Raw genomic sequence first — 22,394 nt, forward strand, 5'->3', positions numbered from 1 at the left:
AGTGGCCGCTACGCAGTGTGTCGTATTCCGGAGCGACCGGTCTAGGCCCGCGGTGGGTGGTGCAGGCCCAAGTTCTCGTAGATTTCAAGTGACGCCGTGGAGCTGTTGAGCGTGATGAAGTGAAGTCCGGGGACTCCCTCGGCCAGCAGCCGGGCGCAGAACTCGGTGGCGAACTCGATTCCGATCGAGCGTACAGCGGCCGGATCGTCTTTGGCTGTGAGGATTCGCTCTTTCAGGGCGGCCGGGATGTCGGCGTTGCTGAGCTGCGGCAACCGCTCCAGCATCCGCACGCTGGTCACCGGCATGACCTCGGGGATGACCGGGGTCGCGCAGCCCGCGGCCTCGACGCGGTCGCGCAACCGCAGGTACGACTCGGGTTCGAAGAACATTTGCGTGATCGCGTAGTCGGCGCCGGCCCGGCACTTGTCGACGAAGTGCGCGACGTCCGTGTCCCAGTCCGGGGAGCGCGGGTGCATCGCCGGGAAGGCGGCGACGCCGACGCAGAAATCGCCCGACTCCTTGATGAGCCGGACCAGTTCGGCCGCGTACGTCAGCCCCTGGGGATGTGCCACCCAGTCGGCCATGGGGTCGCCGGGCGGGTCGCCGCGCACCGCGAGGATGTTGCGGATCCCGGCGTCGGCGTACTGGCCGATGATGTTGCGCAGTTCGGCGACGGAGTGGTCGACCGCGGTGAGGTGGGCGACCGGGGTGAGCGTCGTGTCGGCGACGATCTGCTCGGTCTCCTTGACGGTGCCCGCGCGGGTCGAGCCGCCGGCACCGTAGGTCACGGAGACGAAGTCGGGGGCGACCGCCTCGACCCTCCGCAGCGCACTCCACAGGTTCCGCTCGCCTTTGGGGGTTTTCGGCGCGGAGAACTCGAACGAGTACGTCTCCTTGCCGGTCGCGAGCATGTCGCGCACGGTCCGTGCGCGATCAGTCCTGGTCGATGCGGTCCCGAAAGCCATACCCGCAGGTTAGTCAGGGGGCGGCGGTCACCCAACCGGAAGTGGGAATTTGCCCGGTTTGTCGCCCTCTTGTCCACCCATCGGACAACAGCGCGACTTCCCGGCCGCCCGTCAGAGCCCGCGCAGCCGCTTCGCGAACTCCGCCGCCGCCGCGCCCGGGTCGTCGGCCTCCGTGATCGCCCGTACGACGACGACGCGGCGGGCGCCCGCTTCGAGGACCTCGTCGAGGTTGCCGAGGTCGATGCCGCCGATGGCGAACCAGGGGCGGTCGGTGCCCAGGGCGGCCGTGTACCGGACCAGATCGAGGCCGGGGGCGTGGCGGCCGGGCTTGGTGGGGGTGGGCCAGCACGGGCCCGTGCAGAAGTAGTCCACGCCCTCCTGGACGGCGGCCGCCGCCGCTTCGGACTCGGCGTGCGTGGAGCGGCCGATCAGGACGTCCTCGCCGAGGATCGCGCGGGCCGCGGGGACCGGGAGGTCGCCCTGGCCCAGGTGCAGCACGTCGGCGCCGGCGGCGTGGGCTACATCCGCGCGGTCGTTGACCGCGAGGAGCCTCCCGTGCCGGGCGCAGGCGTCGGCGAACACCTGGAGGTGCTCCAGCTCCTCGGCGGCCTCCATGCCCTTGTCGCGCAGCTGCACGATGTCGACCCCGCCGGCCAGGACCGCGTCCAGGAACTCCGGGAGGTCGCCCTGGCGCCGGCGGGCGTCCGTGCAGAGGTAGACCCGGGCGTCGGAGAGTTCCGCGCGGGCGGCGGCTGCGGCGGTGTCGGGCATGGGTGTGTCCCCCGTTGTCCTGCTGGTCGGGTGGTGGTGTCGGGCACGGGCCGCGGGCGGGGCCTGTCCAGGCAGGCCCTCGCGTCGCCGCGGCCCGTGCACCGGTCGGCCGTACGGGTCAGACGGCGAGCGCCTGGGCGCGACGCTTCACCTCCGTGCCGCGGTTCTCGCTCAGGGCCTGCGCGGGGGTGCCGGGCAGGCTGGGGTCGGGGGTGAAGAGCCACTCCAGCATCTCTTCGTCGGAGAAGCCGTCGTCCCGCAGGAGCGTCAGGGTCCCTGTCAGGCCCTTGACGACCTTCTGCTCGGCCCCGTCGATGAAGGCGGCGGGGACGTGCAGCGCGCGGTTCTCACCACGGCGTACGGCGATGACTTGGCCGTCCTTGACCAGCTGCCGCACGCGTGTCACCTCGATATCGAGCATTTCTGCGATGTCGGGCAGCGTGAGCCAGGCGGGGACGAGAGCATCGATCTTTGCGTCAATCTCGGTCACGTAAACAGCGTGCCATCCCGGACTGACAGTCGGAAGTCGGGCCGGTCCGACCCGGGGGGACGAACTAGGCGATAGCCGCCTTCATCGGTAGAGAAGCGTCGGCCAGCAGCGCGGGATCCATGGGCGTGGCCGACTCGATCAGCCGGCGGCCCTGGGCCAGGTCACGGGGGCGGCCGACCGCCAGGAGGGCCACCAGACGGTCCCCGCGCAGCCAGCAGACGCTCCACGCCGGGGTGGCCGGGTCGCCCCGCCACAGGGTGGTGTCGGCGGACGCGTGGTGACCGGCGTACTGGACGAACCGGCCGAACTGCTCCGACCAGAAGTACGGCACCGGGTCGTAGACCGCCGGGGTCTCCCCCACGATGTTCGCGGCGACCGTGCGCGGCCCCTGGAGGGCGTTGTCCCAGTGGTGGACCAGAAGGCGCTCGCCATACCTTCCCGAAGGGAAGGAGGCGCAGTCGCCGACCGCGTACACGTCCGGCACCGAGGTGCGCAGCCCGTCGTCGGCGAGGACCTCGCGGTGTGCGCCCAGTTCGATGCCGGAGCCGGTCAGCCAGGCGGTGGCGGGGCGGGCGCCGATGCCGACCACGACGGCACCCGCGGGCAGCCGTGAGCCGTCGTCGAGGACCACCTCGCCGGGCTCGATGTGCTTCACGCGTGCGTGCGTCCGCAGTGTGGCTCCGGCCGCGGCGTACCAGGCGGCCATCGGCGCGGCCACCTCGGCGGGCAGCGCGCCCGCGAGCGGCCGGTCGGCGGCTTCCACGACGGTCACCGCGCAGCCCGCCTCGCGCGCGGCCGTGGCGAACTCGGCGCCGATCCAGCCCGCGCCGACCACCACGATGTCGTGCTGCCGCGCGAGCACCGGCCGCAGCCGCTCGGCGTCGTCCAGCGTGCGCAGCAGATGCACCCCGGGGATGCCGTCGGCGCCCGGCAGCCGGATCGGTTCGGCACCGGTGGCGAGCACGAGGACGTCGTAGGGCACCGGGCCCTCGGCGGTGTCCAGTTCGTGGTCGGCGGGGCGCACGCCCACCACCTCGCGCCCCAGCTGCACCTCGATGCCGAGCGCCTCGAAGTCGACGTCGAAGGCGGAGCCCTCGGCCTTGCCGAGCAGGACGGCCTTGGACAGCGGGGGCCGGTCGTACGGCTGATGGGGTTCCGCGCCGATCAGGGTGACGGTGCCGGTGAAGCCCTGCTCCCGCAGCGCGACCGCGGTCTGCACCCCGGCCATGCCCGCGCCGACGACGACCACGCGCCGCCCTGTCACCGTGCCCTGGTCCCGCGTCTGCTCGCTCACTCGATCACCATAGACACCTGACAATTTGTCAGGCAGTGGGCGCGTCAGGTGACCTGTTCCACAATGCTGGTCCCGTTTCCCGGCTGGGACTCCCACTCCCAGGTCTCATCCAGGCGCATGCGACCGTCGGGCAACTCGACCACTTCGGACACGCAGTGCCCGCTGGACGTCGTCCCGTCCGTCTTCAACTGCACGTACCGGAAGTCCAATCGGTCCCCCGCGCGCGTGCCGACGAGTTGCCCGCGCACGACATCGCCGCCCGCGTACTCGGCCCAGATCTCGCCGTCCTTCTCGTGGTACGCGAACCGGGTTCGGGTGCCGACCTGACCCGGTGCCTGGTCCGCGACGGGGGCGAACACGAGACCGTCGAGCGAGCGGGTCATGGACGGAGGCTCCCTTACTGGGACATGGGGTACGGGCTAGGGTGGCCAACGTACAAGCACTCGCGGGAGTCCGGACGCACCGGGCTGAGAGGGAGGCTGGCGGCCTCCGACCGTACGAACCTGATCCGGGTCATGCCGGCGAAGGGAGGGGCTGGACGCCCATGCCTACACGTACGTCAGACGTCCTCGTCGTCGGGGGCGGAATCATCGGCCTGGTCACGGCCTGGCGCGCGGCCCAACGCGGCTTCTCCACGGCCGTGTTGGACCCCGAGCCGGGCGGCGGCGCTGCCCAGGTGGCCGCCGGGATGCTGGCCGCCGTCACCGAACTCCACTACGGCGAACAGACCCTGCTCGCGCTCAACCTCGCCTCGGCGCACCGCTACCCGGACTTCGCGGCCGAGCTGACCGACCTCACCGGCCTCGACCTCGGCTACCGCCGTTGCGGAACGCTCGCCGTCGCCCTGGACGCCGACGACCGCGCCCATCTGCGCGAACTGCACGCCCTGCAGCACCAGTCGGGGCTCGACTCCGAGTGGCTGTCGGGGCGCGAGTGCCGGCGCCTGGAGCCGATGCTCGCGCCGGGTGTCCGCGGGGGGCTCAGGGTCGACGGGGACCACCAGGTCGACCCGAGGCGGCTGGCGGGCGCGCTGGTGGCCGCCTGCGAGCGGGCCGGGGTCGTCCTCCACCGGACGTGGGCCGAGCGGCTCACGGTCGAGCGGGACCGCGCCACGGGGGTCGTCACGCGCGAGGGCGAGGTGCTGGGCGCGGGCCAGGTCGTCCTCGCGTGCGGCAGCCTCAGCGGGCAGCTGAAGGGGGTCCCGGACGACGTCCTGCCGCCCGTACGACCCGTGAAGGGCCAGGTGCTGCGGCTGACCGTGCCGGAGCGTTACGCGCCGTTCCTGAACCGGACCGTGCGGGCCATGGTGCGCGGCAGCCACGTCTACCTGGTGCCACGCGAGAACGGCGAGCTCGTCGTCGGCGCGACCAGCGAGGAACTGGGCTGGGACACGACCGTGACGGCCGGCGGTGTCTACGAACTCCTCCGCGACGCCCACGAGTTGGTCCCCGGGATCACCGAACTCCCGCTCACCGAGACCCGGGCCGGACTGCGCCCCGGGTCCCCCGACAACGCGCCGCTGCTCGGCCCGACCGCACTGCCGGGACTGCTGCTGGCCACCGGGCACTACCGCAACGGCGTGCTGCTCACCCCGGTCACCGGCGATGCCCTGGCGCACGCGCTCAGCACCGGTGAACTCCCGGACGAGGCGCGCCCGTTCACGCCGAAGCGGTTCGGCGCCGGAGCACTCGTGGAGCAGTCCGCATGAACGTCTCCGTCAACGGGGAGCCCCGGGAGATCGCTCCCGGCACGGCTCTCGACACCCTGGTGCGTGCCCTGACCCCGGCCCCCTCCGGAGTGGCCGCCGCCCTCAACGAAACCGTCGTCCCGCGCGCGGAGTGGCCGTCGACGTCCCTCTCCGAGGGAGACCGCGTCGAGGTCCTCACCGCCGTCCAAGGAGGCTGACCCATGGCCGACGACCCCTTCGTCCTCGGTGGTACGTCCTTCACGTCCCGGCTGATCATGGGCACCGGTGGTGCGCCCAGCCTCGACGTCCTGGAGCGCGCGCTGGTGGCCTCCGGGACGGAACTCACGACGGTCGCGATGCGGCGCGTCAACGCTTCCGTGCACGGCTCTGTGCTGTCCGTCCTGGAACGGCTCGGTATCCGGGTGCTGCCCAACACCGCGGGCTGCTTCACGGCGGGCGAGGCGGTGCTGACGGCGCGGCTGGCACGGGAGGCCCTGGGGACCTCACTGGTCAAACTTGAAGTGATCGCGGACGAGCGCACGTTGCTGCCCGATCCGATCGAGCTGCTCGACGCCGCCGAGACCCTGGTCGACGACGGGTTCACCGTGCTGCCGTACACGAACGACGATCCTGTGCTGGCACGAAAGCTGGAGGACGTCGGGTGTGCGGCGATCATGCCGCTCGGGTCGCCGATCGGGTCCGGGCTCGGGATTCGCAACCCGCACAACTTCCAGCTGATCACCGAGCACGCGCGCGTGCCGGTGATTCTGGACGCGGGGGCCGGTACGGCGTCCGACGCGGCGTTCGCGATGGAGCTGGGGTGTGCCGGTGTGATGCTTGCCTCAGCGGTGACGCGGGCGCAGGAACCGGTGTTGATGGCGTCGGCGATGCGCAGCGCGGTGGAGGCGGGGAGGTTGGCGTTCCGGGCGGGGCGTATCCCCCGTAGGCACTTCGCCGAAGCGTCCTCTCCTGCGGAGGGTCTGGCGGTACTGGATCCTGAGCGGCCCGCTTTCTAGGCACCCTGCGCCGCACTTCCGTTTTGTCTCCCACCCGCGCACCACCCGTTTCCAGTCGGCCAAGAGGTGGCCCGACCTGTGGGGCTGCCTCGCCGTCGGCGGCCGACCGCTCGTGGGATCCGTCACAGGTCGGCTGCAGTACCGCCTCGAAACCGGGCGAAAAGGCCGTGCTTTCAGCCTTGGCTCGTACACTCACCTGCGTGGATACGACCCTTCATGACCCTCTCGTCGGGCAGTTGCTCGACGGCCGCTATCGCGTCGACGCGCGGATCGCCGTCGGCGGGATGGCCACGGTCTACCGGGCCGTGGACACCCGCCTGGACCGGGTTCTCGCGCTCAAGGTGATGCACCCGACGCTGGCGGCCGACGCCCACTTCGTGGACCGGTTCATCCGCGAGGCGAAGTCCGTGGCGCGGCTGGCGCATCCGAACGTGGTGCAGGTCTTCGACCAGGGCGCCGACCGGTCGTACGTCTATCTGGCCATGGAGTACGTCGCCGGCTGCACCCTGCGGGACGTGCTGCGCGAGCGCGGGGCGCTGCAGCCGCGGGCCGCCCTGGACATCATGGAGCCGGTGCTGGCCGCGCTGGGCGCCGCGCACCGGGCCGGGTTCGTGCACCGGGACATGAAGCCGGAGAACGTGCTCATAGGGGACGACGGCCGGGTCAAGGTCGCCGACTTCGGGCTGGTCAGGTCCGTGGACACGGTCACCAGCACCACCGGGTCCGTGCTCGGCACGGTGTCGTATCTCGCGCCGGAGCAGATCGAGGGCACCACCGCCGACCCCCGGGTCGACGTGTACGCGTGCGGTGTCGTCCTGTACGAGATGCTCACCGGCCAGAAGCCGCACGACGGGGACTCCGCGGCGATCGTGCTCTACAAGCACCTGCACGAGGACGTCCCGCCGCCCTCGGCGCTCGTGCCGGGGCTGGCGTACGAGCTGGACGAGCTGGTCGCCACCGCCACCGCGCGGACCCCGGACCTGCGGCCGTACGACGCGGTCGCGCTGTTCGGGATGGTCCGCGAGGCGCGGTCGAGGCTGAGTACCGAGCAGTTGGACGCGGTGCCGCCGCAGGCGCTGACCTCGGAGTATCCCAACGCCGAGAACCGTACGAGTGTGATCCCGCGCTCGCTGACCGTGCCGCGTCCGCTGCCGGTCAACGAGGACGACGAGCCCGGCGCCCCGTTCAACCGGACGAGCCGGTTCGAGAGCGGGCCGCCGCTGCCGCCCCGGCGGCGCGAGGCGCGGCGGCCCCGGCGCGGGTTGCTGGCGATCGTCGCCGCCCTGCTGTTGATCGTCGGGGTCGGGGCGGGCGTCTGGTACATCAACTCGGGCCAGTTCACCAAGGTCCCGCCGCTGCTGGCGAAGACCGAGGCACAGGCGAAGGAGCGGCTGAAGGACGCCGGTCTCGACGTCAAGAAGGTCGACCACGCGTACAGCGACACCGTGAAGCGCGGCACCGTCATCAGCACCGACCCGGTGTCCGGCGCCCGCATCCGGGACAACGACTCGGTGGCCCTGACCATCTCGGACGGCCCGGAGACCGTGAAGGTCCCCGACCTGACGGGCACCCGCCTGGCCAAGGCGCAGACCCTGCTGAAGCAGGACGGGCTGGCGGCCGGCATGGTCACCAGGGAGTTCAGCGACGACGTCGCCAAGGGCCTCGTGATCAGCACGGACCCGGAGGCGGGCACCGAGCGCCACGCGGGCTCGGCGATCGCCATGACCGTCAGCAAGGGCAGCGCGGTCGACGTGCCCGACGTGACCGGCGAGGACCTGGACGACGCGAAGTCGGACCTCCAGGAGGCCGGTCTCAAGGTCACGGTGTCGGACACCCAGATCACCTCGGAGTACGACGCGGGCCAGGTCGCCCAGCAGACCCCGGCCGGCGACAGCCAGGCCGCCGAGGGCGACACTGTGACGCTGACGGTGTCCAAGGGCCGGGAGATGGTCGAGGTCCCGAGCGTGGTCGGCGCGAGCGTCGACGCCGCGACGAAGCTCCTTGAGCAGTCCGGCTTCGAGGTCAAGGAGGACCGGGGCATCCTGGGCCTGTTCGGCGACACCGTGAAGAGCCAGTCCGTGGACGCGGGCGAGCAGGCTCCCAAGGGGTCGACGATCACGATCACCATCCGGTGACGGGGGCGGCACGCGCGCGTGACACCCTGGACGGGTGAGCAGCGAGCCCCCTTCCAGCACCCCCGGATCCCTTTCCAGCGCCCCCGAGTTCCCCTCCCGCATCCCTTCCCGCAACCCGGTCGGCGGCCATGTCCCGGTCGCCGGCGGTCTCCACTCCGTGGGGCTGTCCTACGCCCGTGAGCTGGCCGCCGAGACCGTGCAGGTCTTCGTCGCCAACCCGCGCGGCTGGGCCACACCGGTCGGGAACCCGCGCCAGGACGAGGAGTTCCGCGCGGTCTGCGAGGCCGAGTCGATCCCGGCGTACGTGCACGCCCCGTACCTGATCAACTTCGGCTCGCACACCGAGGCCACGGTGGAGAAGTCGGTGGAATCTCTCCGGCACTCACTGCGGCGCGGGCGGGAGATCGGCGCGCTCGGTGTCGTCGTGCACACCGGGAGCGCGACGGGCGGGCGGGAGCGGGCCGTGGCGCTGGCCCAGGTGCGGGAGCATCTGCTGCCGCTGCTGGACGAGTTGACCCACGACGACGACCCGTTCCTGCTGCTGGAGTCGACGGCCGGGCAGGGTTCCTCGCTCTGTTCGCGGACCTGGGACTTCGGGCCGTACTTCGAGGCGCTGGACGCCCATCCGAAGCTGGGCGTGTGCCTGGACACCTGCCACATCTTCGCCGCGGGGCACGACCTGACCGGCCCGAGCGGTATGCACCAGACGCTCGACCTGCTGGTGGACACGGTCGGCGAGGGACGGCTGAGACTGATCCACGCCAACGACTCCAAGGACGTCGTCGGCGCCCACAAGGACCGGCACGAGAACATCGGCTCCGGCCATATCGGCGAGGACCCGTTCCGCGCCCTGATGACCCACCCGGCGACCGCGGGCGTACCGCTGATCATCGAGACGCCCGGCGGCAGGGAAGGGCACGCGGCGGACGTGGAGCGGCTGAAGAAGCTCAGGGACGCGTAGCCCTCAGGGACTCACAGCTCGGGACCCTCGCCGGGCCCTTCCTGGTACGAATACCGCTGCTCCTGCCAGGGGTCCCCGACGTTGTGATACCCGCGTTCCTCCCAGAACCCCCGCCGGTCCGCCGTCATGTACTCGACGCCCCGGACCCACTTCGGGCCCTTCCAGGCGTACAGGTGGGGGACGACCAGGCGGAGCGGGAAGCCGTGTTCCGCGGTGAGGAGTTCGCCGTCCTTGTGGGTGGCGAAGATGGTGCCGTCGGCGGCGAAGTCGGCGAGGCGGAGGTTGGCGCTGAAGCCGTACTCCGCCCAGACCATGACATGGGTGACGGCGGGTGACGGCGGGGCGGTCTCCAGGATCGTGCGGGCGGGGATGCCGCCCCATTCGGCGCCGAGCATGCTGAACTTCGTGACGCAGTGCAGATCGGCCACGACCGAGTCGTAGGGCAAGGCAGTGAACTCGTCGTGGTTCCAGCAGTGCTTGTCGCCGTCGGCGGTGGCGCCGAAGACCCTGAACTCCCAGCGTTCGGGGCGGAACTTGGGCACCGGGCCGTAGTGCGTGACCGGCCAGCCGCGCTGGAGCCGCTGGCCCGGTGGCAGCTCGGACTGTTCGACCCCTCTCTGACCCATGACTCCATCCTGACAGACCGGGGGCGGTGCACATGACCGGCTCTGGGCGGATTCGGGCAACTCCTACTAAGCGTGCACTTACTGGACGACGTCTTCGCGCCGGTGCAATCATGCGGCGCAACCCGCCAGTTACCCCCGTTTTTGGAAGGAGCCTCTGCGATGCAGGGCGACCCCGAGGTCCTTGAATTCCTGAACGAGCAGCTCACCGGTGAGCTGACCGCGATCAACCAGTACTGGCTGCACTACCGCATCCAGGACAACAATGGTTGGACCAAGCTCGCCAAGTACACGCGTGAAGAGTCCATCGACGAGATGAAGCACGCGGACAAGATCACCGAGCGCATCCTGATGCTCGACGGTCTGCCGAACTACCAGCGGCTGTTCCACGTCCGGGTCGGCCAGACGGTCACCGAGATGTTCCAGGCGGACCGGCAGGTCGAGGTCGAGGCGATCGACCGCCTCAAGCGCGGGATCGAGGTGATGCGCACGAAGGGCGACATCACGTCGGCCAACATCTTCGAGGACATCCTTGAGGACGAGGAGCACCACATCGACTACCTCGACACGCAGCTCCAGCTGATCGAGCAGCTCGGCGAGGCGCTCTACATCGCGCAGCAGATCGAGCAGCCCAGCTAGGCAGCGTCTTCGAGTCCGGCCATCTCGCCCAGCTCGGCCAATTCGCTCAGCCCGGCCATCTCGGCGAGCATCGGCTTGCCCTGGTCGGACAGCTCGCGGCGCGGGCAGGCGCCCCGGCCCAGCAGGGCCTGGATACGGCGTACGCACGACCCGCAGTCGGTGCCCGCCTTGCAGGCCGACGCTATCTGCCGGGGGGTGCAGGCACCGCCTTCCGCGTGCTTCGCGACCTGCGCCTCGGTCACACCGAAGCAGTTGCAGACATACACGCGGGTCACCTCCCGGGCGGGATCGAAGGTCGTCGCGCCATCCCGATAATCGGTGAGGCTAACCTAACCTTACCCGCCGCGCAGGAGCTGTAAAAGTGCCGTGGGGCGGGGATCGTATGTGATCCCCGCCCCACGGCACACTGCTGTAACAGGTGAAACGGTTACTGGTCCCTGTACATCTCGGCGACGAGGAAGGCCAGGTCAAGCGACTGGCTGCGGTTGAGGCGCGGGTCGCAGGCCGTCTCGTAGCGCTGGTGCAGATCGTCGACGAAGATCTCGTCGCCGCCGCCCACGCACTCGGTGACATCGTCGCCCGTGAGCTCGACGTGGATGCCGCCCGGGTGGGTGCCGAGGCCCTTGTGGACCTCGAAGAAGCCTTTCACCTCGTCGAGCACGTCGTCGAAGCGGCGGGTCTTGTGGCCGGAGGCCGCCTCGTACGTGTTGCCGTGCATCGGGTCGGTGATCCACGCCACGGTCGCGCCGGACGCGGTGACCTTCTCGACCAGCTCGGGCAGCTTGTCGCGGACCTTGTCCGCGCCCATCCGCACGATGAAGGTGAGGCGGCCGGGCTCGCGGTCCGGGTCGAGGCGCTCGATGTACTGGAGCGCGTCCTCGGCGGTCGTCGTCGGGCCGAGCTTGATGCCGATCGGGTTGCGGATCCGGGAGGCGAACTCGATGTGCGCGCCGTCCAGTTGACGGGTGCGCTCGCCGATCCACACCATGTGCGCGGAGACGTCGTAGAGCCTGCCGGTGCGGGAGTCGACCCGGGTCAGGGCCGACTCGTAGTCCAGCAGCAGCGCCTCGTGCGAGGAGTAGAACTCGACGGTCTTGAACTCCTCCGGGTCCGTCCCGCAGGCCCGCATGAAGTTCAGCGCGCTGTCGATCTCGCGCGCGAGCTGCTCGTAGCGCTGGCCGGACGGGGACGACTTCACGAAGTCCTGGTTCCAGGCGTGCACCTGGCGCAGGTCGGCGTAACCGCCGGTGGTGAAGGCGCGGACCAGGTTGAGCGTGGAGGCGGACGCGTTGTACATCCGCTTCAGGCGCTCGGGGTCCGGGATGCGGGACTTCTCGTCGAAGGCGAAGCCGTTGACCGAGTCGCCGCGGTACGTCGGCAGGGTCACGCCGTCACGGGTCTCGGTGCCCTTGGAGCGCGGCTTGGAGTACTGGCCGGCGATACGGCCGACCTTCACCACCGGCACCGAGGCGGCGTACGTCAGCACGGCGCCCATCTGGAGCAGGGTCTTCAGCTTGTTGCGGATGTGGTCGGCGGACACCGCGTCGAAGGCCTCGGCGCAGTCGCCGCCTTGGAGGAGGAACGCCTCTCCCTTGGCGACGGCCGCCAACCGGGCGCGCAGCTGGTCGCACTCGCCCGCGAAGACGAGCGGCGGATACGACTCGAGGTCCGCGATCACTGCGCGCAGAGCCTCGGTGTCGGGGTACTCGGGCTGCTGCGCCGCGGGCAGGTCTCGCCAGGTGTTGCCAGCGCTGGCGCTGGTCTTAGCGTTCACGGTCACGCCCTCAACATTACGGTGTCGTGTCGAGCTATTTTCGCGCGGCTCGACAGGTGAGACATCCTCACGCTCCGTGCGCGTGGGGTATGGTGCCCTCCATGTTCGCGCATTCGACCCGTAACTGGTGGTGGACCGCTCATCCGGCGGCCCACTGACTGCGCGTACTCCCAGTACTCCGCGAAGGCCGCCCGAGGGGCGGCCTTCGGTGTGTCCGGGGTCCGTTCCTCTCCACGAGAAGGAACCAAGGACCCATGTATCTGGACGACCTGCTCCGCGATCCCCGCCCGTTCGCCCTGCTGCGCCGTCGCACCCCGGGCCACGACCACGACGTGATCGAGGTCATGCTCGGCCCGGTCGCCTCCTACGACCGCCTCGCCGACCTCCCGGCCGAGGGCCTGGCCCTGATCCCCTACCGCCAGATCCGCGAACGCGGCTTCGACGTCCGTGACGACGGCACCCCGCTGACCTTCCTCACCCCCGAGGAGTCGTACGAGATCCCACTCGCCGACGCCCTGGAACAGCTGCCCACGCACGAGGTCCGGGTCGAGGGCGGTGGCTTCGACGTCGACGACGAGGCCTACGGCGAGATCGTCGGGCGCGTGCTGCGGGAGGAGATCGGGCGGGGCGAGGGCGCCAACTTCGTCATCCGGCGGACGTACGAGGGCGAGATCCCGGGGTACGGCAGGGCCGAGGCGCTGGCGTTGTTCCGGCGGCTGCTGGTGGGTGAGCGAGGCGCGTACTGGACGTTCGTCGTGCACACGGGCGAGCGGACGCTCGTGGGCGCGAGCCCCGAAGTGCACGTCCGGATGTCCGGCGGGACCGTCGTGATGAACCCGATCAGCGGGACGTACCGCTATCCCGCCGAAGGGCCGACACCCGAACACCTCCTCACCTTCCTCGCGGACGGCAAGGAGATCGAGGAGCTGTCGATGGTCGTCGACGAGGAGCTCAAGATGATGTGCACGGTCGGCGACATGGGCGGGGTCGTCGTCGGGCCGCGGCTGAAGGAGATGGCCCATCTCGCGCACACCGAGTACGAGTTGCGCGGCCGTTCCTCGCTGGACGTGCGCGAGGTCCTGAAGGAGACGATGTTCGCGGCGACCGTCACCGGGTCGCCGGTGCAGAACGCCTGCCGGGTCATCGAACGGCACGAGGTCGGCGGGCGCGGCTACTACGCCGGTGCGCTGGCGCTGCTCGGCCGCGACTCCGGCGGTGCCCAGACCCTCGACTCCCCCATCCTCATCCGCACCGCCGACATCGACCCGGCCGGCCGGCTGCGGGTGCCGGTCGGCGCCACCCTGGTCCGCGGTTCGAACCCGGCGAGCGAGGTCGCGGAGACCCACGCGAAGGCGGCGGGGGTCCTGGCGGCTCTCGGCGTACGACCGTCCCGGCCGCGTGACGAGAGCACACGCCCCCGGCTGGCCGACGACCCGCGCGTGCGGGCCGCGCTCGACGGGCGCCGGTCCTCGCTCGCCCCGTTCTGGCTGCGGATGCAGGAGCGGTCCGAGGAACTGACCGGGCACGCGCTGGTCGTCGACGGGGAGGACACCTTCACGGCGATGCTGGCGCATGTGCTGCGGTCGAGCGGCCTTGAGGTGACCGTGCGTCGGTACGACGAGGAGGGGCTGCGGGAGGCGGTGCTCACGCACGAGGGCCCGGTGGTGCTGGGACCGGGGCCGGGCGACCCCTCCGACGCGGCCGACCCGAAGATGCGGTTCCTGCGGGCGCTGACCGCCGAGGTCGTCCGGGCGAACCGGCACGGTGTCCTCGGCGTGTGCCTCGGGCACGAGTTGATCGCGGCGGAGCTGGGGCTGGGGATCGTACGGAAGGAGGTTCCGTACCAGGGGGCGCAGACGGCGATCGATCTGTTCGGGCGGGCGGAGACCGTCGGCTTCTACAACAGCTTCGTGGCGCGGTGCGACGACGAGGCCGCCGCTGAACTGGCCGCCCGTGGTGTGGAGTTGAGCCGGAGCGCGAGTGGGGAGGTGCACGCACTGCGGGGGCCTGGCTTCGCGGGCGTCCAGTTCCACCCGGAGTCCGTGCTGACACTCAACGGGGCCGCTGTCGTACGGGAGTTGGTGGGGCAGTTGCGCGGGACGGGTGTGAGGTCGGTCGAGCGCCGGACGGGCTGAGATGCCCGGCCGACGCCCGGAGTGCGGCCACGGCTCAGCCGAAGAACACCCCGACCTCCTCGTACAACTTCGGGTCGACCGTCTTCAGTTGGGCCGTGGCCTCCGCGATCGGTACGCGGACGATGTCCGTGCCGCGCAGGGCGACCATCTTGCCGAAGTCGCCGTCGCGGACGGCCTCGATGGCGTGCAGGCCGAAGCGGGTGGCGAGCCAGCGGTCGAAGGCGCTGGGTGTGCCGCCGCGCTGGATGTGGCCGAGGACGGTGGTGCGGGCCTCCTTGCCGGTGCGCCTCTCCAGCTCCTTGGCCAGCCACTCCCCCACCCCGGACAGCCGGACGTGCCCGAAGGAGTCGAGGGTCCCGTCCTTCAGCACGACATCGCCGTCCTTCGGCATGGCCCCCTCCGCGACGACCACGATCGGGGCGTACGACGCCTTGAAACGGGAGGTGATCCAGGCGCACACCTGGTCGACGTCGAAACGCTGCTCGGGGATGAGGATGACGTTCGCGCCGCCCGCGAGGCCGGAGTGGATGGCGATCCAGCCGGTGTGCCGGCCCATCACCTCGCAGACCAGGATGCGCATGTGCGACTCGGCGGTGGTGTGCAGCCGGTCGATGGCCTCGGTGGCGATGCCGACGGCGGTGTCGAAGCCGAAGGTGTAGTCGGTGGCGGACAGGTCGTTGTCGATGGTCTTCGGTACGCCGACGCAGGGCACCCCGCTCTCGTCCCACAGTCGCGCGGCCACCCCGAGGGTGTCCTCGCCGCCGATCACGATGAGCGCGTCGACCTCCTGCGCGGCGAGGTTGGCCTTGATCCGGCTGATGCCGTTCTCCAGCTTCAGCGGGTTGGTGCGGGAGGAGCCGAGGATGGTGCCGCCGCGGGGCAGGATGCCGCGCACCGCGGGGATGTCGAGCCGGACGGTGTCGCCTTCGAGTGGGCCTCGCCAGCCGTCCCGGTAGCCGACGAAGTCGTAGCCGTACTCCTGTACGCCCTTGCGGACGATGCCCCGGATGACGGCGTTGAGTCCGGGGCAGTCGCCGCCTCCGGTCAGTACTCCGACGCGCATGGAAATATCCCTTCGCCGCGGTTTCCTGTGAGAGCCACGCTAATGGTGATCCAGGTCACAGAGGGATGGGCGGGAAGGTCAATTCGGCTGAATTATGCGGGAGTTGATCTACCGGGCCGGCTACGCGTCGTCGAGGCCGCGCTCTATCGCGTACCGGACCAGCTCCACCCGGTTGTGCAACTGGAGCTTGCCCAGGGTGTTTTGGACGTGGTTCTGGACCGTGCGGTGCGAGATGACCAGGCGTTCGGCGATCTGCTTGTAGCTCAGGCCCTTGGCGACCAGGCGCAGTACCTCGGTCTCCCTGTCGGTGAGTTGGGGCGCCTTGGGCTCGTCGCTGCCCGAGGACGGTGCCGGGTCGGAGGCCAGGCGGCGGTACTCACCGAGGACCAGTCCGGCGAGGCCGGGGGTGAACACCGGGTCGCCCACCGCCGTGCGCCGCACCGCGTCCAACAGCTCTTCCGTGGAAGCCGACTTGAGCAGATAGCCGGTCGCGCCGGACTTCACCGCTTCCAGTACGTCGGCGTGCTCGCCGCTCGCGGAGAGGACCAGGACGCGCAACGCCGGGTTGGCGCCCACCAGTTCCTTGCAGACCTGGACGCCGGGCAGCTGCGGCAGGTTCAGGTCCAGGACGAGGACGTCCGGAGCGACGGCCTTGGCCCGGCGTACCGCCTGCTCGCCGTCACTGGCGGTGGCGACCACGTCGAAGCCGGACTCGGCCAGGTCGCGGGCGACCGCGTCGCGCCACATCGGGTGGTCGTCGACCACCATGACCCTGATCGGGCCCCGCTGCTCACTCATCGTGTTCCCGCCTTCCCCCGCGCTTTCGGTACTTTCAACTCAACTTCCGTGCCCTGCCCGGGAATCGAGACCAGCTCCGCGCTGCCCCCGAGATCCCGCAACCGCCCCCGGATCGACAGCGCGACCCCGAGCCGCCCCTCCCCCTCGGCCTGCGCGAGCCGCCCCTCGGGGATCCCGGGCCCGTCGTCCCGCACGGTCACCACGACCTCCCGGGGTTCGTCCTCGACCAGGATCCACGCCCGCGCGTCCTCACCGGCATGCCTGCGCACATTGTCCAGGGCGGCACCGACAGCGGCGGCCAACTCCTTCGCGGCGGGCGCGGGCAACGGCACCGGAGCCCCCGGCTCGGCGAAACTCACCTTGGCGGCGGCATACGGCGCGAGCAACGCCCGCAGATCGACCGGCCCGTCGTCGGCTTCGTCCACTTCCACTTCTACGGCTCTCACGACCGCGCCCTCCGCCGCGTCCAGCGAGACCCGGGACACGGGCACCAGGGCGCCGGAGACCAGGGTGCGCAGCGCGATCTCCTGCTCGCCCGCCATCCGGCCCAGCTCGCCCGCCTCGCCGCCGAGCACGGCACCGCGCCGCTGCACCATCGCCAGCACCTGGAGGACACCGTCGTGGATGTCCCGGGCGAGCCGCTCCCGTTCCCGGGTGGTGGCCTCGATCTCCAGGGCGCGGGCAAGGGTGCGCTCGGAGGCGCGGGCGACCTCCACGACGTAGCCGATGGCGATGGAGGCGACCCAGACGAGGACCACGTTGTGGACGGTGTCGCGGGCCGGGGAACCGCGCTCGATCAGGTTGGCGGCGGCGACCGGTGTGGAGGCGAACGCGGCCCAGCGCCAGCCGCCCTTGATGGCGTAGGCGAGGACCGAACCGGCGGTCCATATCGACGGCAGGGTGGGGCCGCCGCCCGAGATGTGGTGGTCGTCGGCCGCGAGCGGGGTGAGGACGATGCCGGTCAGCGCGATCGCGAGGTCGACGGCGAGGAAGCGCTTGGTGCAGGCGACCGCGCTCTGTACCCGGGGCAGGGTGGCGAGCGTCCAGACGAACAGGACGACGTAGAAGGCGATGGCGATGCCCGGGCGGTCGAACTCGTCGTAGGCGGAGGCGAAGAGCCCGATCGCGTACAGCATGGTCAGCACGCGGTAGCCGCTCAGGGCACGCCACAGCGGCTGTTCCACGGACATTCTGACGACGCGCACCTGCTTGGCCACGTTTCCCCCACCCCCGACACGGACCGCCCCACCCAAGACCTAGGGGCTGGTCCGCTCCTTCTCCGTCTGTGCGAGTGCGGCCTTGGCCGCCTTCTCGGCTGTCTTCTCCGCTTCCTTGTCGGCCTTCGCCGCGTCCGCGATCTGCCGCTTGGCGGCGGTCGCGTAGATGTCGACGTACTCCTGGCCGGAGAGCTTCATGATCTCGTACATGACCTCGTCGGTCACCGCGCGGAGGACGAAACGGTCGTGCTCCATACCGTTGTACCGGCTGAAGTCGAGCGGCTTGCCGATCCGGATGCCGGGCCGCATCAGCTTCGGCATCACCTTCCCCGGCGGCTGGATCTTCTCCGTGTCGATCATCGCGACCGGGATCACCGGGGCGCCGGTGGCGAGCGCCACGCGCGCGAGGCCGCCGGGCTTGCCGCGGTAGAGGCGGCCGTCCGGGGAGCGCGTGCCCTCCGGATAGATACCGAACAGCTCACCGCGCTCCAGGACGTCGATCCCGGCCTTGATCGCGGCCTCGCCCGCCCCACGCGCACCGGAGCGGTCCACCGGAAGCTGGCCGGCGCCCTTGAAGAACGCGGCCGTCAGCTTGCCCTTCACCCCGGGAGTCGTGAAGTACTCGGCCTTCGCGATGAAGGTCACCTTGCGGTCCAGGACCGCGGGCAGGAAGAACGAGTCCGAGAACGAGAGGTGGTTGCTCGCCAGGATGGCGGCACCCTCGTCCGGAATGTTCTCCATGCCCTCCACCCAGGGTCGGAAGGCGACCTTCAGCGGTCCCCCGATGGCGACCTTCATCGTGCCGTACAACAACCGAGTGCCTCCCGTTTCCGTCGATCAGACCTTAACCCGGAGCACTGTCAAAGGACCCGACGACCCTGGTCGGTGTCAGTGCGGTCGCGTACGGTTAACCGCACCTGGACTTGTTCAGACCCCTCTCATGAACACGCGTCTCACCACCACGCCCTTCTCATGAACAGGAGACCGAAGGTGCCGGTCCTCCCCGGAGCCGAGCCGTACCGCCACGAGGGCGGGGAGGTCGGAGTGCTCCTCTGCCACGGCTTCACCGGTTCCCCGCAGTCGCTGCGCCCCTGGGCGGAGCATCTGGCCGAGCGCGGCCTCACCGTGTCGCTGCCGCTGCTGCCCGGGCACGGCACCCGCTGGGAGGACATGCAGCTCACCGGCTGGCAGGACTGGTACGCAGAGGTGGACCGCGAACTGCGCGCCCTGCGCGAGCGCTGCTCACAGATCTTCGTCGCGGGCCTGTCCATGGGCGGCGCGCTGGCGCTGCGGCTGGCCGCGAAGCACGGCGACGAGATCAGCGGTGTCGTGGTCGTCAACCCCGGTATCAAGGTGCACGGCCTCGCGGCGTACGCCCTTCCGGTGGCCCGCCACCTGGTGCGTACGGCGCCCGGTATCGCGAGCGACATCGCGAAGGAAGGCAGCGAGGAGGTCGGGTACGACAAGGTGCCGCTGCACTCCGCGCACTCCCTGCGTCATTTCTTCCGGCTGGCCGACCGCGAGCTGCCGCAGGTCACCCAGCCGCTCCTGCTGCTGCACAGCGCCCAGGACCATGTGGTTCCGCCGGCCGACTCGGCTCGTGTCCTCAGTCGGGTTTCCTCGACCGACGTGACGGAGATCCTGCTGGAACAGAGCTACCACGTCGCGACGTTGGACCACGACGCGGACCGGATTTTCGAGGAGAGCTTCACGTTCATCGGCCGGCTCGCACCCAGTGCCGGCAAGCAGGTGTCCGACACGGGCCGGGTGAGCGAGCAGGAAGGGACGGCGACAGGTGGCTGAGCACGACTCCGACCGCGAGGGCCTCGAACCGGACGAGCAGGGCGTCCCGTTCGACGAGGAGGCCGCGTGGGCCGCGATCGTCGCCGGGTACGGCGAGGAGCCCAAGGATCCGCCGGGCGCCAAGCCGTTCAAGTCGATCGAGGATCTCGCGCTGCTCGATCCCGAGAAGAACGACGAGCAGCCGAAGGCCAAGGATCCGGACAAGGGCGACAAGGCCAAGGAAAAAGGCGCGGCCAAGGACAAGGGCGCCGAGGAACCGCCGGCGCCCGCGAAGCCGTTGGGCAGTTCGGTGTCCTTCGCGCCCGGGGTCGGCGGTCCCCGTGACTACACCTCGCCGGACTCCTCCGAGGAGGACTTCGACGAGGACGACGAAGGCCACTTCGTACCGCCGGAGCCGCCGCCGCTGCCGGACGCCGACACGACCGCCAAGTTCGCCTGGCTCGGGGTGATCGGCGGGCCGATCCTGTTGCTGCTGGCGGTGCTGCTCAGCTGGGACATGACCTGGTGGCTGGCGACCATCGGGATCGGCGGGTTCCTGGGCGGGTTCGGCACGTTGGTGATGCGGATGCGGACGGACGAGGAGGACGGGGACGATCCCGGACGCGGGGCCGTCGTCTAGCTTGCGGGGATTCTGAGGGCGGCCAGGACCGGGAAGTGGTCCGTGGCCGCCCTCAAGTCCGGCTCCGTGACTCCTGGTTGGGCCGAGGGCACCCCGCAGCCCAGTACCTCGATGCCCCGCGTCGCGAAGATCGCGTCGATGCGCTGGAAGGGGTTGCCGGGGGTCCAGGTGTTCTCGTCGCCCCAGGGGGCGGTGGCCCAGCAGTCCTGGAGTTCCTTGGCCAGTCGCTCGAAAGTCCGGCCGTCGGGGCGGTCGTTGAGGTCGCCGCCCGCGATCACGTGGTCCACGCCCATTCCGGCCAGCCGGTCCAGCAGCATGCCGCCCTGTTCGTAGCGCTCGTCCTGGCGGAGGCTGAGGTGACAGCTGAGGACTCCCAGGCGGGCTCCTCCGAACCGTACGACCGCGGTGGCGAAGCCGCGTCGGTGTTGGCCGGGGGTCAGGGGCAGGAGTACGTCCTCCGTGCGCTCGACCGTTGCCCGGAGTGAGCACAACAGCGCCGGGCCCGCTGCGGTGCCTCCGCCGGAGAGGACCACCAGGCCTGAGGCCAAGGCGAGGCGGGCCAGCTTCTTGCGCCAGCGGAAGAAGAGGGGGGCCTCTTGGATCAGGACGAGGTCCGGAGCGCAGGCCCTGATGACGCGGGCCAGGGCGGCTGTGTCGTCGCGCATCGAGCGGATGTTGTAGCTCAGGACGCGGATGACTGCCGAACCGTCGGGTTCGGTGCGGGAGTTGGGGAGCGGCGCCATGTGGATCAATCTACGCCTGAGAGATCGGGGCGCGAGGTACGTGGGCGACTGCCGGTCGTGCGTGGCTGGTCGCGCAGTTCCCCGCGCCCCTAAAAGCAAAAAGCAGGGCGCGGGGAACTGGCGTCACTCAAGCAGTGAGGTCTACATGATCGGGTCCGGCTCCCTCGCCAGGTCCGCCGCGCCCACCATGCCCGCCTTGTTGCCCAGTTGGGCCGCGATCACGTCGGCGACCGGGCGCCAGTTGCCGCCCACCAGCCAGCGTTTGTAGGACTTGCGGATGGGGTCGAGGACCAGTTCGCCCTCGTCGGAGAGGCCGCCGCCGACGATGAAGGCGGAGGGGTCGAAGAGGGAGGCGAGGTCGGCGAGGCCGGCGCCGGCCCAGCGGGCCAGTTCGCGGTAGGAGTCGACGGCGACCGGGTCGCCCTGCCGGGCGGCCATGGAGATGTGCTTGCCCTCGATGCCCTCGGGGGTGCCGTCGCCGAGGGAGAGGAGCACCTCCGCGGCCTCGGGGGTGGCGTTCGCGCGCTGCTTGGCGTAGCGCACGAGGGCGCGGCCCGACGCGTACTGCTCCCAGCAGCCCTGTGAGCCGCAGCCGCACAGCAGGCCGTCCGGCACCATGCGGATGTGGCCGAACTCGGCGGCCACCCCGAAGTGTCCGCGGCGCAGCTTGTTGCCGATGATGATGCCGCCGCCGAGGCCGGTGCCGAGCGTGATGCAGATGACGTTGCGGTGGCCCTTGCCGGCGCCGAACTTGTACTCGCCCCAGGCCGCGGCGTTCGCGTCGTTCTCCACGACGACGGGGAGGCCCACGCGGGCCTCGACCTTCTCCTTCAGCGGCTCCTGGCGCCAGTCGATGTTCGGCGCGAAGTAGACCGTGGAGCGCTGGCGGTTGACGTATCCGGCGGCACCGATGCCCACGCCGACGATCTCGTGCCCGGCGCGTGCTCCGTCGACCGCGGCGGCGATGGCGTCCACGATGCCCTCGGCCGTGCCCGGGGTCGGCACCTTGTGGGTCGAGAGGATGTTGCCTTCCTCGTCGACAACCCCGGCCGCGATCTTGGTGCCGCCGATATCGACGCCGATGGTGAGTCCCATGAATCCCTCAGTTTCGGTCGAGCCCCGCTACGGCCCACCGTACCCGAGGGGCTTCTAGTCCAGGTCGATGCGCTCCCCCGGACCAGGGTCCTCGCCCCGGTCACGGCGGTCCTTCAACTCGGTGTCCCGGGCCGTCCAGCGTTGTTCCTGTGCCTGGACCGCTGAGCGGTACGCGGCGAGAAGTTCGTTTCCGGCCGCCGCGAGGTGGTCGAAGACGTCCGGGTTGCGTTCGATGACGGGCTCGACGGCTGCCTTGGCCTGCTGGACGACCTGCTTCACCACCTGCTGGGCGGCCGGTCCCGCGACCTGGCCGAGCAGCGGGGACTGAAGGCCGGACAGCTTGTCCGCGACGGTGTCGACGAGCTTGCGCAGTTCCTCGGCGGCCGAGCCCGGGGGCGGGCCGTACTGGGTGCGGCGGCGGGCCTTCTCCGCCGCGAGATCTTCGGCGGCCGCCGTCGCCCAGGCGTCGGCGTCGGTCGCCCGCACCTCGTCGAGCGCCTCTTCCTTGCCGGCCTCGGACGGGGGGAGCTCTTCGCTCATGACGGACTCCTGACTACGGTTCGTCT

The 22,394-nt window shown here is 70.5% G+C and carries 25 protein-coding genes and 1 riboswitch; of the genes, 10 read left to right on the forward strand and 15 right to left on the reverse strand.

Going from position 1 to position 22,394, the window contains the following annotated elements:
• Nucleotides 1-41: 41 nt before the first annotated feature.
• The 5 genes from metF to OG588_RS12870 all read right to left on the reverse strand — a co-directional run bounded on the left by metF (nt 42) and on the right by OG588_RS12870 (nt 3,903).
• Nucleotides 42-965 carry a methylenetetrahydrofolate reductase [NAD(P)H] gene (metF, locus tag OG588_RS12850; RefSeq protein ID WP_405947388.1) on the reverse strand — a complete coding sequence of 308 codons (924 nt, stop codon included), beginning with the start codon at nt 963-965 and terminating at the stop codon, nt 42-44.
• Between the two features lie 111 nt (nt 966-1,076).
• Nucleotides 1,077-1,736, reverse strand: a complete 660-nt coding sequence (thiE, locus tag OG588_RS12855) for a thiamine phosphate synthase (RefSeq protein WP_405947389.1) — start codon at nt 1,734-1,736, stop codon at nt 1,077-1,079.
• A gap of 118 nt (nt 1,737-1,854) precedes the next feature.
• Nucleotides 1,855-2,226: an Rv2175c family DNA-binding protein gene (locus OG588_RS12860; protein WP_405947390.1), complete on the reverse strand. Its 372-nt coding sequence runs from the start codon at nt 2,224-2,226 to the stop codon at nt 1,855-1,857.
• Nucleotides 2,227-2,290: 64 nt separating this feature from the next.
• Nucleotides 2,291-3,520: an NAD(P)/FAD-dependent oxidoreductase gene (locus OG588_RS12865; protein ID WP_405947391.1), complete on the reverse strand. Its 1,230-nt coding sequence runs from the start codon at nt 3,518-3,520 to the stop codon at nt 2,291-2,293.
• Nucleotides 3,521-3,564: 44 nt separating this feature from the next.
• The gene (locus tag OG588_RS12870; RefSeq protein WP_405947392.1) at nt 3,565-3,903 is read right to left on the reverse strand and encodes a hypothetical protein; all 339 of its coding nucleotides are present in this window, start codon (nt 3,901-3,903) and stop codon (nt 3,565-3,567) included.
• A gap of 52 nt (nt 3,904-3,955) precedes the next feature.
• Nucleotides 3,956-4,067, forward strand: a riboswitch (TPP riboswitch).
• On the opposite strand from OG588_RS12870, the gene thiO reads away from it, so the two are divergent.
• From thiO to OG588_RS12895, 5 genes are all read left to right on the forward strand, one after another.
• Entirely contained in the window at nt 4,065-5,228 is a 1,164-nt protein-coding gene (gene thiO / locus OG588_RS12875; protein WP_405947393.1) for a glycine oxidase ThiO, read from the forward strand. Its footprint overlaps the riboswitch before it by 3 nt.
• On the forward strand, nt 5,225-5,425 hold the full coding sequence (thiS, locus tag OG588_RS12880; protein ID WP_019062350.1) for a sulfur carrier protein ThiS: 201 nt from the start codon (nt 5,225-5,227) through the stop codon (nt 5,423-5,425). Before thiO ends, thiS begins: the two co-directional genes overlap by 4 nt.
• Nucleotides 5,426-5,428: 3 nt before the next feature.
• Entirely contained in the window at nt 5,429-6,223 is a 795-nt protein-coding gene (locus OG588_RS12885) for a thiazole synthase (RefSeq protein ID WP_405947394.1), read from the forward strand.
• Between the two features lie 200 nt (nt 6,224-6,423).
• A complete protein-coding gene (gene pknB / locus OG588_RS12890) occupies nt 6,424-8,358 on the forward strand; it encodes a Stk1 family PASTA domain-containing Ser/Thr kinase (protein WP_405947395.1) in 1,935 nt (644 codons plus the stop codon).
• A gap of 100 nt (nt 8,359-8,458) precedes the next feature.
• On the forward strand, nt 8,459-9,319 hold the full coding sequence (locus OG588_RS12895; RefSeq protein ID WP_405953109.1) for a deoxyribonuclease IV: 861 nt from the start codon (nt 8,459-8,461) through the stop codon (nt 9,317-9,319).
• An 11-nt stretch (nt 9,320-9,330) separates the two neighbouring features.
• Here OG588_RS12895 and OG588_RS12900 read toward each other — a convergent pair whose 3' ends face one another.
• Nucleotides 9,331-9,945, reverse strand: coding sequence for a sulfite oxidase-like oxidoreductase (locus OG588_RS12900; RefSeq protein WP_405947396.1), 615 nt, complete (start codon nt 9,943-9,945; stop codon nt 9,331-9,333).
• Between the two features lie 159 nt (nt 9,946-10,104).
• On the opposite strand from OG588_RS12900, the gene bfr reads away from it, so the two are divergent.
• A complete protein-coding gene (gene bfr, locus OG588_RS12905) occupies nt 10,105-10,581 on the forward strand; it encodes a bacterioferritin (protein WP_019062355.1) in 477 nt (158 codons plus the stop codon).
• Here bfr and OG588_RS12910 read toward each other — a convergent pair.
• Together OG588_RS12910 and OG588_RS12915 are read right to left on the reverse strand one after the other, a co-directional pair.
• The gene (locus OG588_RS12910; protein WP_405947397.1) at nt 10,578-10,856 is read right to left on the reverse strand and encodes a bacterioferritin-associated ferredoxin; all 279 of its coding nucleotides are present in this window, start codon (nt 10,854-10,856) and stop codon (nt 10,578-10,580) included. The two genes, bfr and OG588_RS12910, sit on opposite strands and share 4 nt — an antisense overlap.
• 152 nt (nt 10,857-11,008) lie before the next feature.
• Nucleotides 11,009-12,361, reverse strand: coding sequence for a class II 3-deoxy-7-phosphoheptulonate synthase (locus OG588_RS12915; RefSeq protein ID WP_019062357.1), 1,353 nt, complete (start codon nt 12,359-12,361; stop codon nt 11,009-11,011).
• A gap of 95 nt (nt 12,362-12,456) precedes the next feature.
• Between OG588_RS12915 and OG588_RS12920 the strand changes: the two genes are divergently transcribed.
• Both OG588_RS12920 and OG588_RS12925 read left to right on the forward strand, forming a co-directional pair.
• Nucleotides 12,457-12,513, forward strand: a complete 57-nt coding sequence (locus OG588_RS12920) for a trp operon leader peptide (protein WP_073735655.1) — start codon at nt 12,457-12,459, stop codon at nt 12,511-12,513.
• Nucleotides 12,514-12,609: 96 nt separating this feature from the next.
• Nucleotides 12,610-14,490, forward strand: a complete 1,881-nt coding sequence (locus OG588_RS12925) for an anthranilate synthase family protein (protein ID WP_405947398.1) — start codon at nt 12,610-12,612, stop codon at nt 14,488-14,490.
• Between the two features lie 34 nt (nt 14,491-14,524).
• On the opposite strand, the gene OG588_RS12930 is transcribed toward OG588_RS12925, so the two are convergent.
• From OG588_RS12930 to OG588_RS12945, 4 genes are all read right to left on the reverse strand, one after another.
• Nucleotides 14,525-15,553: a 6-phosphofructokinase gene (locus OG588_RS12930; protein ID WP_405947399.1), complete on the reverse strand. Its 1,029-nt coding sequence runs from the start codon at nt 15,551-15,553 to the stop codon at nt 14,525-14,527.
• 120 nt (nt 15,554-15,673) lie between these two features.
• Nucleotides 15,674-16,351, reverse strand: coding sequence for a response regulator (locus OG588_RS12935; protein WP_405947400.1), 678 nt, complete (start codon nt 16,349-16,351; stop codon nt 15,674-15,676).
• Nucleotides 16,348-17,568 (reverse strand): MacS family sensor histidine kinase, encoded by a 1,221-nt coding sequence (gene macS / locus OG588_RS12940; RefSeq protein ID WP_366092062.1) that lies wholly within the window; start codon nt 17,566-17,568, stop codon nt 16,348-16,350. The genes OG588_RS12935 and macS overlap by 4 nt, the downstream gene beginning before the upstream one ends.
• 39 nt (nt 17,569-17,607) lie before the next feature.
• A complete protein-coding gene (locus OG588_RS12945; protein ID WP_405953110.1) occupies nt 17,608-18,366 on the reverse strand; it encodes a lysophospholipid acyltransferase family protein in 759 nt (252 codons plus the stop codon).
• A 192-nt stretch (nt 18,367-18,558) separates the two neighbouring features.
• Here OG588_RS12945 and OG588_RS12950 point away from each other — a divergent pair, with 192 nt between their 5' ends.
• Both OG588_RS12950 and OG588_RS12955 read left to right on the forward strand, forming a co-directional pair.
• Complete coding sequence (locus tag OG588_RS12950) at nt 18,559-19,371, forward strand: alpha/beta hydrolase (protein ID WP_405953111.1); 813 nt, start codon at nt 18,559-18,561, stop codon at nt 19,369-19,371.
• Nucleotides 19,364-19,990, forward strand: a complete 627-nt coding sequence (locus tag OG588_RS12955) for a hypothetical protein (protein WP_405947401.1) — start codon at nt 19,364-19,366, stop codon at nt 19,988-19,990. Before OG588_RS12950 ends, OG588_RS12955 begins: the two co-directional genes overlap by 8 nt.
• On the opposite strand, the gene OG588_RS12960 is transcribed toward OG588_RS12955, so the two are convergent.
• The 3 genes from OG588_RS12960 to OG588_RS12970 form a co-directional block, all read right to left on the reverse strand.
• Nucleotides 19,987-20,733 carry an endonuclease/exonuclease/phosphatase family protein gene (locus OG588_RS12960; RefSeq protein ID WP_405947402.1) on the reverse strand — a complete coding sequence of 249 codons (747 nt, stop codon included), beginning with the start codon at nt 20,731-20,733 and terminating at the stop codon, nt 19,987-19,989. The genes OG588_RS12955 and OG588_RS12960 overlap by 4 nt on opposite strands.
• Nucleotides 20,734-20,874: 141 nt before the next feature.
• Nucleotides 20,875-21,828, reverse strand: a complete 954-nt coding sequence (locus OG588_RS12965; protein ID WP_393042656.1) for an ROK family glucokinase — start codon at nt 21,826-21,828, stop codon at nt 20,875-20,877.
• Between the two features lie 54 nt (nt 21,829-21,882).
• On the reverse strand, nt 21,883-22,368 hold the full coding sequence (locus tag OG588_RS12970; RefSeq protein ID WP_019062367.1) for a DUF5304 domain-containing protein: 486 nt from the start codon (nt 22,366-22,368) through the stop codon (nt 21,883-21,885).
• Nucleotides 22,369-22,394 lie beyond the last annotated feature (26 nt).

It is taken from the genome of Streptomyces prunicolor (assembly GCF_045162825.1).
GTDB classification, from domain to species: domain Bacteria; phylum Actinomycetota; class Actinomycetes; order Streptomycetales; family Streptomycetaceae; genus Streptomyces; species Streptomyces prunicolor.

Excerpts from the sequence above, each read along its gene's own strand:
- bfr (WP_019062355.1), top strand. The coding sequence starts at position 10,105 with ATGCAGGGCGACCCCGAGGTCCTTGAATTCCTGAACGAGCAGCTCACC.
- OG588_RS12900 (WP_405947396.1), bottom strand. The coding sequence starts at position 9,945 with ATGGGTCAGAGAGGGGTCGAACAGTCCGAGCTGCCACCGGGCCAGCGG.
- thiS (WP_019062350.1), top strand. The coding sequence starts at position 5,225 with ATGAACGTCTCCGTCAACGGGGAGCCCCGGGAGATCGCTCCCGGCACG.
- OG588_RS12960 (WP_405947402.1), bottom strand. The coding sequence starts at position 20,733 with ATGGCGCCGCTCCCCAACTCCCGCACCGAACCCGACGGTTCGGCAGTC.
- OG588_RS12945 (WP_405953110.1), bottom strand. The coding sequence starts at position 18,366 with ATGAAGGTCGCCATCGGGGGACCGCTGAAGGTCGCCTTCCGACCCTGG.
- OG588_RS12930 (WP_405947399.1), bottom strand. The coding sequence starts at position 15,553 with ATGCGCGTCGGAGTACTGACCGGAGGCGGCGACTGCCCCGGACTCAAC.
- OG588_RS12925 (WP_405947398.1), top strand. The coding sequence starts at position 12,610 with ATGTATCTGGACGACCTGCTCCGCGATCCCCGCCCGTTCGCCCTGCTG.
- OG588_RS12870 (WP_405947392.1), bottom strand. The coding sequence starts at position 3,903 with ATGACCCGCTCGCTCGACGGTCTCGTGTTCGCCCCCGTCGCGGACCAG.
- OG588_RS12970 (WP_019062367.1), bottom strand. The coding sequence starts at position 22,368 with ATGAGCGAAGAGCTCCCCCCGTCCGAGGCCGGCAAGGAAGAGGCGCTC.
- metF (WP_405947388.1), bottom strand. The coding sequence starts at position 965 with ATGGCTTTCGGGACCGCATCGACCAGGACTGATCGCGCACGGACCGTG.
- OG588_RS12935 (WP_405947400.1), bottom strand. The coding sequence starts at position 16,351 with ATGAGTGAGCAGCGGGGCCCGATCAGGGTCATGGTGGTCGACGACCAC.
- thiO (WP_405947393.1), top strand. The coding sequence starts at position 4,065 with ATGCCTACACGTACGTCAGACGTCCTCGTCGTCGGGGGCGGAATCATC.
- thiE (WP_405947389.1), bottom strand. The coding sequence starts at position 1,736 with ATGCCCGACACCGCCGCAGCCGCCGCCCGCGCGGAACTCTCCGACGCC.
- OG588_RS12885 (WP_405947394.1), top strand. The coding sequence starts at position 5,429 with ATGGCCGACGACCCCTTCGTCCTCGGTGGTACGTCCTTCACGTCCCGG.
- OG588_RS12965 (WP_393042656.1), bottom strand. The coding sequence starts at position 21,828 with ATGGGACTCACCATCGGCGTCGATATCGGCGGCACCAAGATCGCGGCC.